The sequence below is a fragment of the Amycolatopsis palatopharyngis genome (assembly GCF_003385185.1).
GTDB classification, from domain to species: Bacteria; Actinomycetota; Actinomycetes; order Mycobacteriales; family Pseudonocardiaceae; genus Amycolatopsis; species Amycolatopsis palatopharyngis.
In genome coordinates this window covers 207,912-226,295 of the sequence record NZ_PQHZ01000004.1, presented here as the reverse complement: position 1 = coordinate 226,295, position 18,384 = coordinate 207,912, and the positions used below count along the sequence as shown (strand labels likewise).

The 18,384-nt window shown below is 66.1% G+C and carries 17 protein-coding genes and 1 tRNA gene; 12 read left to right on the top strand and 6 right to left on the bottom strand.

Translation table 11 applies throughout. The features are described from left to right. The first annotated feature begins 53 nt into the window (after positions 1-53). On the top strand, positions 54-365 hold the full coding sequence (locus D0C15_RS04755) for a DUF4212 domain-containing protein (protein WP_116041089.1): 312 nt from the start codon (positions 54-56) through the stop codon (positions 363-365). Next, entirely contained in the window at positions 362-2,062 is a 1,701-nt protein-coding gene (locus D0C15_RS04750; RefSeq protein ID WP_116041088.1) for a sodium:solute symporter family protein, read from the top strand. Before D0C15_RS04755 ends, D0C15_RS04750 begins: the two co-directional genes overlap by 4 nt. Positions 2,063-2,115: 53 nt before the next feature. On the opposite strand, the gene D0C15_RS34640 is transcribed toward D0C15_RS04750, so the two are convergent. After that, positions 2,116-2,259 carry a hypothetical protein gene (locus D0C15_RS34640; protein WP_211323087.1) on the bottom strand — a complete coding sequence of 48 codons (144 nt, stop codon included), beginning with the start codon at positions 2,257-2,259 and terminating at the stop codon, positions 2,116-2,118. 342 nt (positions 2,260-2,601) lie between these two features. Between D0C15_RS34640 and D0C15_RS04740 the strand changes: the two genes are divergently transcribed. The 4 genes from D0C15_RS04740 to D0C15_RS04725 all read left to right on the top strand — a co-directional run bounded on the left by D0C15_RS04740 (position 2,602) and on the right by D0C15_RS04725 (position 6,590). Further along, the gene (locus D0C15_RS04740; RefSeq protein ID WP_116041087.1) at positions 2,602-3,396 is read left to right on the top strand and encodes an ArsR/SmtB family transcription factor; all 795 of its coding nucleotides are present in this window, start codon (positions 2,602-2,604) and stop codon (positions 3,394-3,396) included. Between the two features lie 118 nt (positions 3,397-3,514). Further along, entirely contained in the window at positions 3,515-4,312 is a 798-nt protein-coding gene (locus D0C15_RS04735) for an alpha/beta fold hydrolase (RefSeq protein ID WP_116041086.1), read from the top strand. 953 nt (positions 4,313-5,265) lie between these two features. Beyond that, the gene (locus D0C15_RS04730; protein ID WP_162829898.1) at positions 5,266-5,856 is read left to right on the top strand and encodes a Pycsar system effector family protein; all 591 of its coding nucleotides are present in this window, start codon (positions 5,266-5,268) and stop codon (positions 5,854-5,856) included. 2 nt (positions 5,857-5,858) lie between these two features. Further along, positions 5,859-6,590 carry an adenylate/guanylate cyclase domain-containing protein gene (locus D0C15_RS04725; protein WP_116041084.1) on the top strand — a complete coding sequence of 244 codons (732 nt, stop codon included), beginning with the start codon at positions 5,859-5,861 and terminating at the stop codon, positions 6,588-6,590. 241 nt (positions 6,591-6,831) lie between these two features. Here the strand turns inward: D0C15_RS04725 and D0C15_RS04720 are convergent, their stop codons facing one another. Beyond that, positions 6,832-7,488, bottom strand: a complete 657-nt coding sequence (locus D0C15_RS04720) for a YdcF family protein (protein ID WP_116041083.1) — start codon at positions 7,486-7,488, stop codon at positions 6,832-6,834. Positions 7,489-8,085: 597 nt separating this feature from the next. Between D0C15_RS04720 and D0C15_RS04715 the strand changes: the two genes are divergently transcribed. Further along, the gene (locus tag D0C15_RS04715; protein ID WP_211323086.1) at positions 8,086-8,883 is read left to right on the top strand and encodes a DDE-type integrase/transposase/recombinase; all 798 of its coding nucleotides are present in this window, start codon (positions 8,086-8,088) and stop codon (positions 8,881-8,883) included. Positions 8,884-8,891: 8 nt separating this feature from the next. Next, positions 8,892-9,086, top strand: a complete 195-nt coding sequence (locus D0C15_RS34635) for a hypothetical protein (protein ID WP_211323085.1) — start codon at positions 8,892-8,894, stop codon at positions 9,084-9,086. Between the two features lie 57 nt (positions 9,087-9,143). Here D0C15_RS34635 and D0C15_RS04710 read toward each other — a convergent pair. Next, positions 9,144-9,217: transfer RNA gene (locus D0C15_RS04710), tRNA-Pro, on the bottom strand. Positions 9,218-9,328: 111 nt separating this feature from the next. Beyond that, on the bottom strand, positions 9,329-11,287 hold the full coding sequence (locus D0C15_RS04705; protein ID WP_116041082.1) for an aconitate hydratase: 1,959 nt from the start codon (positions 11,285-11,287) through the stop codon (positions 9,329-9,331). Between the two features lie 111 nt (positions 11,288-11,398). Here D0C15_RS04705 and D0C15_RS04700 point away from each other — a divergent pair, with 111 nt between their 5' ends. Continuing rightward, positions 11,399-11,830, top strand: a complete 432-nt coding sequence (locus D0C15_RS04700) for a fluoride efflux transporter FluC (RefSeq protein ID WP_116041081.1) — start codon at positions 11,399-11,401, stop codon at positions 11,828-11,830. Then, positions 11,827-12,201, top strand: a complete 375-nt coding sequence (gene crcB, locus D0C15_RS04695) for a fluoride efflux transporter CrcB (protein WP_116041080.1) — start codon at positions 11,827-11,829, stop codon at positions 12,199-12,201. The genes D0C15_RS04700 and crcB overlap by 4 nt, the downstream gene beginning before the upstream one ends. 28 nt (positions 12,202-12,229) lie before the next feature. Here crcB and D0C15_RS04690 read toward each other — a convergent pair whose 3' ends face one another. Further along, positions 12,230-13,183 (bottom strand): LLM class F420-dependent oxidoreductase, encoded by a 954-nt coding sequence (locus D0C15_RS04690; protein WP_116041079.1) that lies wholly within the window; start codon positions 13,181-13,183, stop codon positions 12,230-12,232. Between the two features lie 49 nt (positions 13,184-13,232). Beyond that, a complete protein-coding gene (locus tag D0C15_RS04685) occupies positions 13,233-15,311 on the bottom strand; it encodes a S9 family peptidase (protein WP_116041078.1) in 2,079 nt (692 codons plus the stop codon). 276 nt (positions 15,312-15,587) lie between these two features. On the opposite strand from D0C15_RS04685, the gene rocD reads away from it, so the two are divergent. Together rocD and D0C15_RS04675 are read left to right on the top strand one after the other, a co-directional pair. After that, positions 15,588-16,811, top strand: coding sequence for an ornithine--oxo-acid transaminase (rocD, locus tag D0C15_RS04680; protein ID WP_116041077.1), 1,224 nt, complete (start codon positions 15,588-15,590; stop codon positions 16,809-16,811). 186 nt (positions 16,812-16,997) lie between these two features. Next, entirely contained in the window at positions 16,998-18,383 is a 1,386-nt protein-coding gene (locus tag D0C15_RS04675; protein WP_116041076.1) for a DUF2252 domain-containing protein, read from the top strand. Position 18,384 lies beyond the last annotated feature (1 nt).

Sequence of the window (18,384 nt, the reverse complement as noted above, 5' to 3'; positions counted from 1 at the left end):
CCGCTCGATCCTTTCCGCACCCGTGACGCGGTTTCGACCGAAGGGAGCCAGCGGTGGCGCACACAGGAGAAGAAAGCCAGTCGCCCTCGCAGGGCGACTGGCGGCGAGAATACTGGCGGCGGAACCTCCGGCTGATGCTCGCGCTGCTCAGTGTCTGGTTCATCGTGCCGTTCTGCGGCGGCATCCTGTTCGTCGAGCAGCTGAACCAGGTCAGTTTCGGCGGGTACCCGCTCGGGTTCTGGATCGCCCAGCAGGGCTCCATCTATACGTTCCTGCTGCTCATCCTCATTTACGCGGTACGCATGGACCGCCTCGACGACAAGTTCGGCGTCAGCGAGCGTGACGAGGAGGGCCGGCGGCAATGAGCAACATCCAGGTCTGGACGCTGATCTTCATCATCCTGTCGTTCGGGGTCTACATCTCGATCGCGTGGCGCAGCCGCGTCGCGGAGACCAAGGGCTTCTACGTCGCGGGACAGGGCATCCCGACGGTCGCCAACGGCGCGGCCATCGCCGCCGACTGGATGTCAGCGGCGTCGTTCATCTCGATGGCCGGCCTCATCGCGTTCCTCGGCTCCGACGGCTCGATCTACCTGATGGGCTGGACGGGCGGCTACGTGCTGCTGGCCATGCTGATCGCGCCGTATCTGCGTAAGTGGGGCAAGTACACGGTGCCGGAATTCGTCGGCGACCGGTACTCCGAGTTCGTGCGCACGGTCGCCGCCGGTGCGGCGATCATCATCTCGTTCACCTACGTGGTGGGCCAGATGAACGGCGGCGGCATCGTGTTCAGTCGCTTCCTCGGCATCAACATCAACGGCGGCGTGGCCATCGCGGCGGCGATCATCTTCACCTATGCCGTACTGGGCGGGATGAAGGGCATCACCTGGACGCAGGTGGCTCAGTACACGGTGCTGATCGTCGCCTATCTGATCCCGGCGGTCGCCGTCGCACAGATGGTCACCGGAATCCCGATCCCGCAGGTGTCCTTCGGGCAGATCCTGAACGAACTGAACGCGCTGAGCGCCGAGTTCGGGCTCGACCGGTACACCGAGGCGTTCACCGCACGGCCGATGATCGACATCTTCCTGGTGACGCTGACGCTGATGATCGGTACGGCAGGCCTGCCACACGTGATCATCAGGTTCTACACCACGAAGACCGTGCGAGGTTCCAGGTACTCGGCGTTCTGGGCACTGCTGTTCATCGGCCTGCTCTACACGACCGCTCCGGCAGTGGGTGCCTTCACCAAGTTCAATCTCCTGGAGGGCGTGCAGGGTCGTTCGGTGGACCAGCTTCCACAGTGGATCGAGAACTGGCGTGCCACCGGTCTGGTTACGGTCGATCCCAACGCCACCACGATCGAGTCGGTGAGCAACAGCGCAGACGCCGGTGCCGATCTCACGATCAACAACGACATTCTGGTGCTCGCCTCCCCGGAGATCGCGGGGCTGCCCGCACCCATCGTCGGGCTCGTCGCGGCGGGCGGTATGGCGGCGGCGATGTCCACCGCGGCCGGTCTGCTGCTGGTCATCTCGTCGTCGGTGTCACACGACTTCTACTTCCGCCGCTTCCGTAAGCACGCCAACGACCGTGAGCGGCTGCTGGTCGGCAGGGTCGCGATGGCCGGTGCGGTGATCGTGGCCGTGATCGCTGGCATCAACCCGCCCGCGTTCGTGGCACAGGTGGTGGCGTTCGCTTTCGGGCTCGCAGCGTGCAGCTTCTTCCCCGCGATCGTGCTCGGGGTCTTCTGGAAACGGTGCAACGACAAGGGTGCCGCGGCGGGCATGATCGCCGGTCTCACGGTGACGATCAGCTACATGATCTACACGTTGGAAGTGTTCGGGACCTCGGAGAACGAGCTGATTCTGAACATCAGCCCGGAGGCGATCGGTGCCATCGGCGCGGCGATCAACTTCATCGTGGCGATCGTGGTGTCGAAGCTGACGGCGCCGCCGCCGAAGCACCTGGAGGAGATGGTGGAGAACCTCCGCTACCCGGCCGATCGGCGTACGGAGCCGGTCTCCGGCGGCCCGGAGGAGCCCACGTCGTCGAACGAGTAGAACCGACGGCATTGAATGGCGCGTTCCCTGCACCGAAGCAGGGAACGCGCCATTCACCACGCCGTCACGCCGTTCTCGGCCGAGGTCAACATCCACATCGCGAGGTCGCGCGCGTCGATGTACTGCACATGTGCGTCCGCGAGGGCGGGAGCCAGCACGCGTCCGCCGCGTTCCAACCTGCGCAGCCCGGCCCACATCCTCGTAGGGGCCCAGAATCATCCCGGCGCGGGCCAGTAGCGCCCGTTGCGGGAACGCGTCGAGGCCCGCCAGCTCGGATTCCATGGCGCCAAGGTCAGTGCGGTTCGCGACCAGTGCCTCCACACCCGGCGCCGGAGACCGGCTCTTACCGCGGTTGAGCGTGGTCACGAAGTCACCACGAGCCAGCGCCGTCTCCCACGGCCGTCAAGTACGACCAGAAGACCGCGCCTGAAATCGTGCACAATGGACAGACTTCGAGGTGCCGCGCTCGACATTGACATGCAGCCATCTGGCTGCATATGCTTGGCGTGACAGAACGGCTTCTCGCGGGGAAAGGCGAAATGGACGAGGTGTTCAAAGCGCTGGCCGATGCCAGCCGCCGCCGACTGCTCGACGACCTGAACGCACGCAACGGACAGACCCTGCGGGAGCTGTGCGCGGGGCTGAACATGGCCCGGCAATCGGTGAGCAAGCATCTGGGCGTGCTCGAGGGGGCCAATCTGGTGACCACCGTGTGGCGGGGGCGCGAGAAATTGCACTACGTCAACGCGGAACCGATCAACGCGATCGCCGAGCGCTGGATCGACCGCTACCACCAGGGACGGGTCGAAGCACTCGCCGACCTGAAGAAGGCATTGGAGCAGGAGACTGTGAGCGACATCGAGTTCGTGTACACGAGTTACATCAGGACCACGCCGGAGCGGCTCTGGCAGGCGTTGACCGACCCGGTGTTCACGCGGCAGTACTGGGGCTGCGAGTTCACATCGGACTGGACCGCCGGGTCGACGATGGCCTGGAACCAGTTCGGTGTGCAGCTGGAAGATCCCGAGCAGGTCGTGCTGGAGTCGGACCCGTACCGGCGGCTGTCGTACACGTGGCACACGTTCACGCCGGAGTTCGGCAGATCGGCCGGCCTGGAAGACGACGTGGCGGCACGACTCGCGACCGAGCCCCGGTCGAAGGTGACCTTCGACATCGAGCCCGCTGGGGAGATGGTGAAACTGACCGTGGTGCACGACGGTTTCGCGCCGGGCAGCACGACGCTGGAGATGGTCAAGGGCGGCTGGCCGTCCATCCTGTCCAGCCTCAAGACGCTGCTCGAGACCGGCGCGCCGTTGCCCGAACCGGTGGAATGAGGGCACAACACGTGCTGAGGGTTTGCCGGTCTTCGCGGGCGGGTAGTGGCACTGGTGCAGCGTCACACAATGGCGCCGGCACCAGGACGACCCGAATCACGTGTCGAAGGGGCCATTGATGCACGCCATACGCGAGGGTTCGGGAAGGCCACTGCTACTGGTTCACGGGCTGGGCTCGAGCCATCGCAACTGGGACCCGATATTGCCCGCGCTGTCCGCCAAGCGGGAAGCAATCGCCGTCGACCTACCCGGGTTCGGCCGGACACCGCCGCTACCCGGTGAGGTCAGCATCGCCTCGCTCACTGATTCCGTCGAAGACTTCATCGCGGCGGAGGGCCTCGAAAACGTCGATCTGGTGGGCAGTTCCATGGGCGCACGGATCGCGGTGGAGCTGGCCCGGCGAGGGCACGCAGGCACGATTGTCGCCCTGAACCCTGGTGGCTTCTGGGACGATCGGCAGGTCAAGATCTTCGGCGCCACGATCAAGGCTTCGGTCTGGCTGGTCCGCAGGATCCAGCCCGCACTACCCATGCTGACGGCCAACCCGGCCGGGAGAACGGCTTTGCTGGCCCAGTTCTCAGCGCATCCCTGGAAGCTGCCCCAGAACCTGGTGCTCAACGAGCTACGTGGATTCGACGATTCCCCGAGCCTGGACGAGGCATTGCGCGCGCTCGTACATGGTCCTCGCCAACTCGGCGCTCCGGCCGGGTCGCTGAAGGGCAAGCTCGTGATCGGATGGGGCAGGCAGGACAAGGTCACCTTTCCCAGCCAGGCCGAGCGGGCCCTTAGGCAGTTTCCCGACGCCACACTGCACTGGTTTTCCGACTGTGGTCACTTCCCGCACTGGGACCGGCCTGAGGAGACGGCCGCACTGATCCTGAATGCCTCCGATCCGACCACCACGGGAGACTACTGACCTGTCCGCGGTGAGCACGAGGCGAGCGTGCAAACCCCGCACAAGCTCCGCCGGACGTGCACCCCTCGGGCACGGACTCAGCCTGCGCGAGCTCAGAACCCCAGGACGTGTTGGACGCCCTGGGGTCGCTGCCGTTCCCGGGCAGGACAAGAGAAAAGGCCGCCTACCTGCGTAGGCGGCCTCTTGCCGGTCGGGCTGACAAGATCTAAACCTGCGACCCCTTGACCTTATTCGCCTCTGCATGGACCTGGGCCGTCCAGATCAAGATTCGCTCTGACGTGTAATCCACACTCGTCGGCTGTCGTGCTCTGCCGGAACCATGTTGGTCCAGCACCCCCTGCTTGCGACCGACTGTGAGACCTCAACCGAGTGAACAACAGTACGGTCGTCCTGTCCCTTGCCTGCCCAAAACGACCACTTAACGTGGTATCCAATCGGCCGAACCGATAAAAAGACAGATCAAAATACCTTCGAACGGGTGTTCGCTGCCGTTCGTCGCAACTCTCTGTAGTGAGGCTTCCATCCGTGTAATTCTGGTCTTGGGAGGAGCTGCGGACGGATCCGCAGCCTCGCGAACAAGGGAGAACAGAAGTGACCGCACAGGTGGGAACCACCGCAAAAACCGGCGAGCGCTGCCCTGAGAGTGGCGTATGGAAGGTGGTCGGCACGCCGACTACCACGGCACCGATCGCCAAAGGGAACGTCATGCCGCCCTACAACAGTAGGGCCGTCACCTGGCGACTGACCAGGCTTGCGTGACGTCCTGACTGCGGCTTGAGATTGGTGGCACCGCGATCCTTCTGGGTGCGTGGACCCGGACGGGAATGCGGTGCCACCGACGTCAAACTGGTTGAGGCAGAGGCAAAACATGTGTCGTACCACTCTGGAAGACTCGTCGTATGGTGGAACGCGCTGCGACGGACCCTGAGTCAGAACCAGGTCTCGTACCTGGTGTGGCCCCCGAGGTAGGCCCGACCTCTGAACCCGATCAGGCTTGGAAGGCCCTCGGCCTCGTCAATGACTGGATCAAGCATGCTGAGGCGAAGGTGGGCGCGACTTTGGCGGCCAGCGGAGCTGTGGCCGTGATGCTCTACCACCTTGTGAAGAACGAGAATGACCCGAGCTTCTGGCTGAGTGCAGCGGCGGTGACATGCGCAGCGACGATCGTAGCGGCGGGTGGCAGCGCCACGCTGGCACTGATCCCAAGGCTCTCGATCGTCAGAAAGCAGAAGACTCGAAAGGCCCAGAAGGTCACGACCAAAATTGACGATGAGCTCGCGGAGGTGCCAGAGGATCCAGTGAACCTCTTGTTCTTCTCGAACATCGCTCGGCATTACAAGGACAATGGTCCCTCGTATGTCGAAGTGCTGCGATCGATGACGGCCGACCCCGAGGAATTGACTCGGCAGATTGCCCACCAGGTTCACGCAAACGCAACGGTCGCCCACCGGAAGTTCACCTGGGCAGACCGAGCCGTAAAACTTCTTGCAACTGCACTCGGACTGCTTGGAGTAGTCGCCATCGTCATCGAGTTGAAGGGCTAGGAATGGAAGCCAACAACAAGGCGTACGACCACATCGCGGGGATCTCGCGAATCGACAAGATCTTGGCGATCCCGCAGAGCAACTACGAGGAGCTCGACACCCTTCCGAGTCGAGACAAGCTGACCTTCTCCAATGGTTTCTACGCAAACAAGACCGTTGCAGTATTTGTCGACATTAGAGACTCCTCCTCGCTACCTAATACGTACATGCGACCTGCTCTGGCTCGGCTCTACCGGGCGTATATATCAGAGATGGTGGCGATCCTGAACTCACACGAGAAGGCCGTGGAGGTGAACATCGTTGGCGACGGCGTATGGGCGGTTTTCAACGCTCCATACAAGGAGGACATTAACGCGTTGTTCGATATCATCGCCACGATGAACTCGCTGATGAGGATTCTCAACTACAAGTTGGAGAAGGCAGGGTACTCGACTCCCATAAAGGCTGGCATTGGCGCGTCGTTTGGCCGGGCGCTGATGATCAAGGCAGGCCTTACTGGTAGCGGTATCAACGACGTGGTGTACATGGGCGATGTCGTCAACCATGCCGCGAAGCTCGCCTCCAAGGGAAACAACGGTTACGGAGCGCCGCCGATCTTCCTCTCGAAAGGATTCGTCAGCAACTTGAAGGACGAGTATCAGGCGTACACCTCACTGGACTGGCCCCAAGAATGTTACACCTCCAGTGCGATCAACATAACGATGAACAAGTGGTACGAAGAAAATTGCCAGTAGGTCGCTGACCCAATGCCTTCTTCCCATACCCGAGTTCGTGCCGTCAGCCTAAACTGCCGGGGTCAGATAGACCGGAAAGAGTCCGAAGAATCCCGAGCTTGGTGGCCATCCCGTCAACCACACCTCGGCTGCTCCCTGGCCATCTCGGAGCCTGCCTGTCCGGCGAGGACATCTCTTTCATTTGGGGCGGAGACTTGCCCATACGTCCCTCCGTTGAGCTGTCCGCTCGGGTCGGGTGTGGTCATTGAATGAGGCGGTTGGTGTATCCCGCTTGCACGAGGCGTTCGAAGGCGTCGCGGACCTCCTGGGGGATCTCCTGCCGGGCAATCTCGCCGGACTTTCCCTGCAAGTCAAGGCGTTGGGTGTCTCCTACGAGCATGTCCACCACGCGGCGCGGGTCATTGATGCTCGCTACGTAGGTGTCGAGATCCTGCTGAGCGCCGGTGCAGGCGATGTCGACCTCGGGCCAGTGCCGCTTAGCAATCTCGCGGGCTCGTCGTTGCTGGTACGGCCTGGATACGAGCAACACGGACCTCGGCTTCGCGCCGTGTACGGACAGGACGTCCTGAGTGAAGTGGATGTTCTCGACGGTGTTCGTTGCCCGTGGCTCCATCAAGATCGCTTCATCAGGCATGCCGTTCTCCATCGCGATCCTGCGGAAGTGCACAGCCTCGCCAGCCGGGAACCGCTCCACGGTCGTCGGTGCGTTGGCTCCGGTGAAAACCACCAGTGGGAAGAGCCCTCGGTGGTAGAGCTGCGCGGCGTAGACCGGGACACCGGGATCGTGGCTGCCTAGTCCGACCGCGACATCGACCTCCCGCAACTCGTCGTCCACTCGGTGATAACGCCACAGGGTTTCCACATCGCGGCGAATCGAGTCAGGATAGGGGCTCAGCAAGAATACCTCTCATCTACTCGGGGATCTCGAAACTGTAGGACCAGGAGAAGCGTGATGCCGAGTGGACACCTCGGGCGAATTCGCCTGCTACCCCACCGTCGGTGTAGGTCGTTCCGTGTAGCACCACCGGCTTACCGGCCTGAGGTCCCGTTCCTTGATCTCGTTCGGTGTGGGCATTTGGGCATGAAGGGTCTCGGGCAAGTGATCCGGGTAGAACCCTGGAGCGTGAGCACGGCAGATCCACCGCCGGGAGTGGCCGCACCAGCTCTCGGCCGGAGCTGACGCGAACGTGGTTCAGCAGATGTTCGGCCACGCCGACTTGCTCCGCCGGACGAAAGCCCTGCGGGCTCTGGACGCGACCTGAACGATCTCAGCCCCGGAGCGGGGTGGCATAAATGTGTCATGCTCCGGGGCTGAGGCCGTCAGTACCAAAGAGAAAAGGCCGCCTACCTGCGTAGACGGCCCTTTGCCGGTCGGGCTGACAGTGCCCAGCCTCAGGACATCGGAATGGGGTGTCTCAGGACATCGGAATAGGATGTCTCGGGTGATCGGCATGGCGCAGCGGTGGGCGGGGCCCCTGGTCCTCGATGCTGGATGGTGTCGAAGCGTCGATTGGTCATCACCGCCGTGCTCGCCGGCGCCTCCCAGAGCGAGGTTGCCCGCACCTACGGAGTCTCGCAGGGCTGGATCAGCCGCCTGATCGCCCGCTACAAGGTCGAAGGGGAGTCAGCCTTCGAACCCCGGTCCCAACGTCCCCGCACCTCACCGAACGCGACCCCGCCGGAAACGGTCGAGCGAGTCCTGGCGCTGCGCAAGCAGCTGACCGAGACCGGGCACGACGCCGGCGCCGAGACCATCGGCTGGCACCTGGAACACCACTACCGACTCACGGTGTCCAAGGCGACCATCCACCGGATCCTGACCCGACACGGGAGCGTGACGCCGGACCCCTCGAAGCGACCGAAGTCGTCCTCTATCCGCTTCGAAGCCTCGATGCCGAACGAGACCTGGCAGTCCGACTTCACCCACTACCGACTCACCAACCGCGACGGCACCCCCGGCGCCGATGTCGAGATCCTGACCTGGCTCGACGACCACTCCCGCTACGCCCTGCACGTCTCGGCCCACACCAGGATCACCGGCCCGATCGTCCTCGCCGCCTTCCGCGACACCGCAGCCCAGCACGGCTATCCGGCCTCCACGCTGACCGACAACGGGATGGTGTTCACGACCCGGTTCGCCGGCGGCAGAGGGGGCCGCAACCACCCCTACCGCATCGGGCCACCCCGGTCACGATCTACAACGCCCGCCCCAAAGCCATGCCGACCGCCGACCGCAGCAGCCAGACCCACGACCGCGTCCGCACCGACAAGATCGACAAGTCCGGCACCGTGACCCTGCGCGTGGCAGGACGCCTGCGCCACATCGGCGTCGGCCGAACCCACGCCGGAACCCACGTCATCCTGCTCGTCCAAGACCTCGACGTCCGCATCGTCAACGCCGCCACCGGCGAACTCCTCAGAGAACTAGCCATCGACCCCGCCCGCGACTACCACGGCACCGGCAGACAACCAGGCCCCGCACCAAGAAAGCAATAAGCCCGAACCCACATCCGTGGGTCCGGGCTATGCCGATGTCGTGCGACATCACACCGGTCGGGCTGACAGGATTTGAACCTGCGACCCCTTGACCCCCAGTCAAGTGCGCTACCAAACTGCGCCACAGCCCGGCCTCGCCCTGTGTGCTGGCGATGGCCGTTAGCTTAGCGTGTCCACTTCGGCGCCGGTGAGGCAGGGGCGGGGTTGTTGTCACCTTGCCCGTGACCTGCGGCGACACGCCGTCAAGGCGTCGCCGACGCCAGCAGGGGGATGCGGCCTCCCGCCATGACAGCTTCGACCTGACGCTCTGACAGCTGGTGGTGCAGCCGGTACTCCTCGCCCTTGGTCACATTGCGCGCCGTCAGACCCGGGCTGGTGGACAACTGCTCTCGCAGTCCGTCCAGCTCCAGTGTGTCTCCCTGCTCAACCCTGTCGTAGTCCGCGGGGTCGGCGAACTCCAGCGCGAGGATCCCGAAGTTCGCCAGGTTCTGCCAGTGGATCCGAGCGAACGACTTCGCGATCACCGCGCGGAGGCCGAGGTGTCTCGGGGTGATCGCCGCGTGTTCGCGCGACGAACCCTGACCGTAGTTGTCGCCGCCGACGATCACGTGCCCTGGGCCGTCGGCCACTTCGCGCGCCCGCTGCGGATAGGTCTCATCCACCTGATTGAACGTGAATTCCGACAGCATCGGGATGTTCGACCGGAACGGCAGTGCCCGCGCGCCCGCAGGCGAGATCTCGTCGGTCGAGATGTCGTCCGGAACCTTGAGCAGCACCGGCGCCTCGATCTTGTTCGGCAGCGGCGGGAAGTCCGGCAACGAGGAGATGTTCGGGCCCTTCACCAGTTTCTCCGCCGCGGCTTCTTCCGGCTCCAGCGGCGGCACCAGCATGTCCGTGTTCACCGACGCCCGTGCCGGCAGCTCCGGGCGCACGTACTCGATCCCCAGCCGCTCGGCGACTTCCCTCGGATCACTGATCGTCCCGGTCAGCGCGGCCGCGGCCGCGGTCTCGGGCGAGCACAACCAGACCGCGTCCTCCTTCGTCCCCGATCGGCCGGGGAAGTTTCTCGGGAACGTGCGCAGCGAGTTGTGTCCCACCGCGGGCGCCTGGCCCATGCCGATACAACCCATGCATCCTGCCTGATGGATGCGGGCACCAGCGGAGATCAGGTCGAACGTCGCCCCCAGTTTCGTCAGATCCGCGAAGATCTCCCGAGACGACGGGTTGACATCGAAACTCACCGAATCCTCGGTCTGCCTTCCCCGCACCATATGCGCCGCGATCGCGTAGTCCCGCAGCCCTGGATTCGCCGACGACCCGATCACGACCTGCCCCACCTCGGTCCCGGCCACCTCGCGTACCGGAACCACGTTGCCCGGCGACGAAGGCTTGGCGATCAGCGGCTCCAGAGCCGAAAGGTCGATCTCGTCGGTCACGTCGAACCGCGCGTCCTCGTCCGGCAGCACCTCACGGAAGTCGTCCTCCCGGTCCTCCGCACGCAGGAACTCCCGCACCGCGTCGTCAGCGGGGAACACCGTCGTCGTCGCACCCAGCTCGGCCCCCATGTTCGCGATCACGTGCCGGTCCATCGCCGACAGCTGCGCCAGCCCGGGCCCGTGATACTCGATGATCCGGTTCAGCCCGCCCTTGACCCCGTGCCGGCGCAACATCTCCAGCACCACGTCTTTGGCCGACACCCACGGTGGCAACTCCCCTGTCAGCCGCACTCCCCAGATCTCGGGCATCCGCAGGTACAGCGGCGAACCAGCGATGACCATGGCGACCTCGAGCCCGCCGACCCCGATCGCCAGCATCCCCAGCGACCCTCCGGCACAGGTGTGCGAGTCCGAACCGACCATCGTCTTGCCCGGGATTCCGAACCGCTGCATATGTGTCGGATGCGAGACCCCGTTGCCCGCCTTGGAGAACCACAGTCCGTACTTGCGGCAGGCCGAGCGAAGGAACGCGTGGTCCTCGGCGTTCTTCTCATCGGCCTGCAGCAGGTTGTGATCGACGTACTGCACGCTGACCTCGGTGTGCGCGCGATCCAGGTTCATCGCCTCCAGCTCCTGCATCACCAGGGTGCCGGTGGCGTCCTGGGTCAGGGTCTGATCTACCCGCAGCGCGATCTCCGCCCCAGGCCTCATCTCGCCACTGACCAGATGCTCACTGATGAGTTGTTCCGCGATGCCGTATCCCATGCCGACCTCCCGGCCACGACTACCCGAACCCGCGGCAGCCCAATCCCGCCGATACATTCGCCGTTGAGCTGGACCGCACTTTCCCGGGAAAGTGCGACACCGAGGAGGACGATGGGCCGGACCGTGGACGAGACCCGGCGGTGGGTGGTACTGCTCGCCGTCGCCGTCGGGGGCGCGCTGGGCAGCCTCGGCAGGTACGGCCTCGGCCTGGCCGTCCCGCACGAACGCGGCCAGTTCGGTACCGCCACCCTGCTCGCCAACGTCGGGGGCTGCCTGCTGATCGGCGTGCTGATGATGCTGATCATCACCATCCGGGACCCGCACCCCCTGCTACGCCCGTTCGCGGGGATCGGCGTCCTCGGCGGCTTCACCACGTTCTCCACCTTCGTGGTCGAGGCCATGGACTCCGCGGTGACCGGCAGGCCCGGGCTCGCGCTGCTCTACGCCACGGTCTCGGTGCTCGCCTCCCTGCTCGCCGTCGCGGCCGGCATGCGCGCCACCCGCCTCGTCGTCGCCTACACCCGTCGCGGAGCGCCATCGTGACGGTCCTGCTGGTCGCCCTCGGTGGAGCCGTCGGCGCGGTCCTGCGCTACCTCGTCGACCTGCGTGTGCGTCGCAGTCACCGGACGCTGTTCCCGTGGGGCACCCTCATCGCCAACATGTCCGGTTCCGCCCTGCTCGGGCTGCTGACCGGCTGGTCACTCGCTGGCGGCGAGCCGGACACCGTCCGGGCGCTGGTCGGCATCGGCTTGTGCGGCTCTCTGACGACGTTTTCCACCTTTGGCTACGAAACCGTCCGGCTCGTGTCGGAACGCGCCCGTCTCTACGCCGTCGCCAACGTCGTCGTCACCGTGTTCGCGGGTTTCGGCGCCGCCGCGACGGGTCTGGTCGCCGCGAGCGCGATCTGGGGCTGACCCAGCGCGAGGCGCCCGCAACGAAGGGTCAGACCCGTGGGGCCAATCCCTTGATCTGCTCCAGCGGGTCGCCGCCTGTGGGCAGCAACGCCATCACCGGCGTGTCCAGCCCATTGTCCACGTAGGACTGAACCTGCTCCCGGCACTCGTCGACGCTGCCGTGCACGATAAGTTCGTCCACCACCTCGTCCGGAATGAGCTCACCAGCGCGTTTGCGATCTCCCGCCTGCCACGCCTCATGCATCGGCGCCAGCGCATCGCCGCGGCCCAGCCACTCGTGGAATGCCTTGTACACCGGCACCGTCAGATAACTGCTGATCAGCATCCTGCCGAGTCCCCGCGCCGCCGCGGCGTCCTCGGTGGGACAGACGAACACCCTGGCCACCAGTTCGACGTCCGGCCCGACCTCGGCCCGCACGGTCGGCACGTCGCCAGGGGCGAGCCAGTTCGTGATCGCACCGTCGGCCTCGCGCGCCGCCAGCCGCAGCATCCCCGGCCGCAGCGCGGCCAGCATGATCGGCGGCGCGGGCTCCGGTGCGCGCTCCAGCCGGAACTTGCTCACCGAGAAAGTCGGGTACCGCTCGGTGACCTTCTCCCCCGCAAGGGCCGCGCGCAGGAATCGCAGGGTGTCCCTGCTCCGCCCGAACGGCTCGGTGAATTCCGCGGCGTTCCAGTTCTCCACGATCACCGGCGACGACGTACCGATCCCCAGGACGAACCGGCCCGGGGCGCACTCGGCCAGCGTCGCCGCGCTCATCGCGAGCAGGCCGGGACCGCGCGTGTACACCGGGACGATCGCCGTGCCGAGGCGTAGCTGCGGCGCCCACTGCGATGCCAGCAGCAGCGGGGAGAACGCGTCGGTGCCCGCGGTCTCCGCCGACCACGCGTCGGTGTAGCCGAGGTCGGGCAGCTGCTCGATCAGCTCACGGTGTTCGGCCAGCGGGACCCCGGTCAGCGGGATCGTGATTCCCCAACGCTTCATACGCTCCATCCTCGATCGTTCGGTGACGCCCTGCCCGCAGGTCAGCGCCTCAGCGGCCGTCCAGCTCTCGCTTGATCCAGTCGATCTGCAGCCGCATCATGTTCTCCGCGACCTCCTCGGCCTGCGGCGTCATATGCGTGCCCCCGGCCAGCGGGAGGAAGGTGTGCGGCCTGCCCGCGGCCAGCAATGCCGACGACAGCCGCAGCGCGTGCGCCACGAACACGTTGTCGTCGGCCAGCCCGTGCACGATCAGCAAGGCGCTGCGCAGTTCTGGAGCGTCCGCGATGAGGGAATTCCGGCGATACGACTCCGGCTCGTCCTGCGGAGTGCCGAGGTAGCGCTCGGTGTAGTGGGTGTCGTACAACGACCAGTCGGTCACCGGTGCGCCCGCCACCGCCGCGTGAAACACGTCCGGCCTGCGCAGAACGGCCAGCGCCGAAAGGTAGCCGCCGTAGGACCAGCCGCGGATCGCCACCCGGTTCAGGTCCAGATCGGAATTCTCGGCCGCCACCGCGTGCAGTGCGTCGACCTGGTCGGCGAGCGGAACCTCCGCCAGCTTGCCCGCGATCTCCCGTTCCCACTCCGGACCACGTCCCGGACTGCCCCTGCCATCGGTGATCAGCACGGCGAAACCCTGATCCGCCAGCCACTGTGCGGTGAGGAAGGCATTGCGGCTCCGCAGAACCCGCTGCGCGTGCGGACCGCCATAGGGATCGAGCAGCACCGGCAGTTTCGCCGATCCAGGGCGGTGACCGGTCGGCAGCAGCAACGCCGCCCGCAGGCCCCGTTCGCCCACTGTCAGCATCGCCACCTCGGGATCCAGGCCTGGGTCCACAGTGTACGAATCGATTGCGCTGACCGGCTTACCGTCGCGCAGCACCGAAACCTGAGGACCGCTGCGATCCAGACTCCAGGATGACAGCACGGTCAGCGTGGCGTTCCCGCCGCCGATGTGCACACCGTCCGTGCTGGACAGTCGTTGCACCTTTCCGCCGTCGGTGCGGTACACGTGGATCTGGGTCGGGTCGTCCTCCGACGCGCTGAAAAGCACCTCCTCGCCCACGTCGAGCACCGAGCGGACCTGCATCCCGGATTCGGTGACCGGTTCCCCGTCGATCAGCAGCCGGTAGTTACCGTCCGCCGCGCTGACCCGCACCAGCCTGCCGTCACTGGTCCAGGCGGGCACACCCCGCACGATCTCCACCCAGTGCGGGTCCGTCTCCGTGTGCAGCAGCTTCGTCGACCCGTCGGCGAGGCTCACCTCGTGCACCTCGAGGCTGCGCTGGTCGCGCGGCTGCACGGCCAGCAGCGGCGCACCGCCCGCGCTCCAGTGCACCGCGGCCAGGTACTCCCAGTCCCCCCGCTGGATGTCCACCCGCGTTCCGTCGAGACCGAGCAGTGCCAACGAAACGTCGACATTGACGGTTCCGGCCGCCGGATACGACACCGTATTCGGGGGCGCGCTGGGGTTCGCCGGGTCGGCGATCGTCCAGCGCGGCACCGGGGAGCGGTCGGTGCGCTCCACCAGCACGCTCTGCCCGTCCGGCGCCCACCAGTAGCCGCGCGCGCGGCCCATCTCCTCCGCCGCGATGAACTCCGCCAGTCCCCAGGCGATGTCCTCACCCGGTTCGTCGACCAGCGCCCGGTCCGCTCCGGTGGCGAGATCGAGCACCCGCAACCTCCGGTCCCGGACGTAGGCAACGTGCGTGCCCGCGCTGTTCGGCCGGGGGTCCACCACCGAACCGTCGACGCGCAAAGTGATCTCGCCGGTACCCAGATCGGCTGTGTAGAGCTTGCCGGACAACGAGAACGCGGCCATCGTGAGTTCGGCGTCGGTGGCGTAGCCGACGACTCCACCGGAGGCGTTTCGGGTTCGTTCCCGCCTCGCGCGCTCCTCCGGCGGCAACTCCTCCTCCCCCGGCAACAGTGCGACGGCGTCCACGACCTTGGACTCCACGCCGGACCGCAAATTCTGTGACCACAGACTGTGCCTGCGATCGAAGCCGGATTCCGCCCGCAGGAACAACACCCGCTCGCCGTCCGGGGATACCCGGAACTCCTTCGGCGCACCGAGGGTGAAGCGCTGCGTACGGGCCTGCTTACGAAGGAAGGAAAGGTCGTCGGTCACGAGTTGACACTCTGTCAGAAGGATGCACGGAAATGCCAACACGAGAAGTGGGGCACGTCACCACGACATGCCCCACTTCTTCCCCGCTCTGTTCGGCGGCCGCCGCGAACGCGCCGAGCGCCTCGGTCCACATTTCGTCCAGATATGCGCGCAGCCCGGCCTCGTCAACGGCTACGCAATGATTCACCGGCAGAGTGCAGGAACTACGCAACGAACGCAGGCAACAAGCAACGTGTCGCGGATGAACCGCGCGTGGACTGCCCTTAGCCTGAACGCATGACGACGTTCGCCGACAGCACCACTCGTACCGCTTCCGACTTCATCGCCCTCGACGAGCAGTGGAGCACGCACAACTACCACCCGCTGCCCGTGGTCATCGCCGAAGCGGAGGGCGCCTGGGTCACCGACGTCCATGGCGAGCGTTACCTGGACTTCCTCTCCGGCTACTCCGCGCTGAACTTCGGTCACCGGCATCCCGCGCTGGTCGAAGCCGCGACCGCACAGCTCGGCCGGGTGACGCTGACGTCCCGGGCGTTCCACCACGACCAGCTCGGGTTGTTCTGCCGGGAGCTGGCCGAGCTGACCGGCACCGAACTCGTGCTCCCGATGAACTCCGGCGCCGAGGCCGTCGAATCCGCCATCAAGATCGCCCGCAAGTGGGCGTACCAGGTGAAGGGTGTCGCCCAGGGCGAAGCCGAGATCGTGGTCGCCGGCTCCAACTTCCACGGCCGCACCACCACCATCGTGTCCTTCTCCACCGACGACACCGCACGGGCGGACTTCGGTCCGTTCACCCCCGGCTTCAAGGTCGTCGAGTACGGCGACGCCGACGCGCTCGCCTCGGCCATCACCGAGCGGACCGCGGCCGTGCTGCTGGAGCCGATTCAGGGCGAGGCGGGCGTCGTGGTGCCGCCGGACGGTTACCTCGCCGAGGCGCGCAGGCTCTGCGACGAGGCAGGCGCGCTGCTGATCGCCGACGAGATCCAGTCCGGCCTGGCCCGCACGGGCACGCTCTTCGCGCTGGACCACGAGCGGATCCGCGCGGACCTCTACACGCTCGGCAAGGCGCTCGGCGGTGGCATCATGCCGCTGTCCGCGGTGGTCGGGCGGCGGGACGTACTCGGCGTGCTCCGTCCGGGCGAGCACGGCTCTACCTTCGGCGGGAACCCGCTCGCCTGCGCGGTCGGGCGGGCGGTGATCGCCCTGCTGGAGACCGGCGAGTTCCAGCAGCGATCGGCCGCGCTCGGCGCACACCTGCACACCCGCCTCGGCGAACTAGTGGGCAAGGGCCTGGCACAGGTTCGCGGGCGGGGCCTGTGGGCCGGAATCGACATCGCCTCCGACGGTCCGAGCGGCCGCGAGGCCTCCCAGGCGCTGGCGGCCAAGGGCGTGCTGTGCAAGGAGACCCACGACAACACGCTGCGCCTCGCACCGCCCCTGGTCATCACCGAGGAGGACCTGGACCGCGGCATCGACGCGATCGCCGAGGTCATCCGCTAGCCCCCGGCCCCCCGTCCCGTCCTCGCACTTTCCCGGGAAAGTGCGATACCCCGCGCACGCAACTACCGCGCTTTCCCGGGAAAGTGCGGTTCGGGGGGCACTACGATCGCCGGCGGTGTGGGTAGGCGCACCACCGATCGTTCGCACGTAGGGTGGCCATGACGGCCTGATCACGGGAGGGGCGAGATGACCGCGCACGGTTCGCATGACCCGGTCGACCTGCGCACTCCGGTGTCCGCCGAGGACGTGTACGCCCGGGGCAAGGCCCTGCGGGACAGCACGCCGCCCGCCGCGCACGACCACCCCGCCACGGTCGGCCGCCGGCCGGACGTCGCCGACTTCGTCGAGGCGAGCAACGAGGGCAGGCTGCCCGAACTACTGCCCCTGCGTATCGCCAAGATGACGGCCTCGCCGTTCGCGTTCTTCCGGGGCACGGCGGGACTCATGGCCGGAGACCTGGCGGGCACCCCGGCCAGCGGACTCACCGCGCAGCTCTGCGGAGACGCCCACGCCGCGAATTTCGGGCTGTACGGCACGCCCGAAGGCGAGATCGTCATGGACATCAACGACTTCGACGAGACCGTGCCGGGACCGTGGGAGTGGGACCTCAAGCGGCTGACCGCGAGTCTCGTCCTGGCCGGGCGCGAGGGTGGTTTCGGGGAGAAGCACTGCCTCGACGCGGCAGAGGACGCGGTGAAATCCTACCGCCGGATCGTTCGCGAACTGGCGGAGCTGCCGTTCATGCGGTCGTGGAACGCGCTGCCGAACGCCTCCGCACTGAGCCGGGCCAAAGCGGACGAGCTGATCGACGATTTCGAGGAAGCGGCTGCCAAGGCTCGCAAGAACACCAGTGCCAAGATCGCCAGGAAACGAACCCAGGAGTACGACGACGAGGCCACCGGGCTGCGCAGGCTCAAGTTCATCGAGGATCCGCCGGTACGTACCCATGTGGACGAATCGACAGCGGAGCGTGTCATCGACGGACTGCAGTCCTATGTCGACACCCTTCGGGAGTCGCGACGGAACCTGATCTCCCGCTACTCCGTGTCCGATGTGGCCTTTCGCGTGGTCGGCACGGGAAGCGTTGGACGTCGCAGTTACATCGCCCTCCTACACGGCAACGGCGACGAAGTACTTGTGCTGCAACTGAAGGAGGCCTGCCAGTCGGCACTCGAGCCCTTCCTCGACATCAAACCCGCGGATCACGAGGGCAGGCGTATCGTGCACGGCGCCCGGCTGGTGCAGGCCGAGAGCGACATCCTGCTCGGCTGGACCACCATCGAGGGCAGGCCCTACATCGTTCGCCAGTTCCGGAACCTGAAGGGCGACATCGACCCCACCAAGCTGGACAGTGACCACCTCGACGACTACGGCAGGCTCGCGGGCGCCCTGCTCGCGCGAGCACACGCCCGGTCGGTCGACCCGAGACTGCTGGCCGGGTACCTCGCCGACGACACCGAACTGGACAAGGCGATCGGCCGCTACGCGGTGCGTTACGCGGACCAGTCCGAGGCCGACCACGCCGAACTGCTCACCGCGGTGAAGAACGGCCGGTTCCCCACCGAGCCGTGAG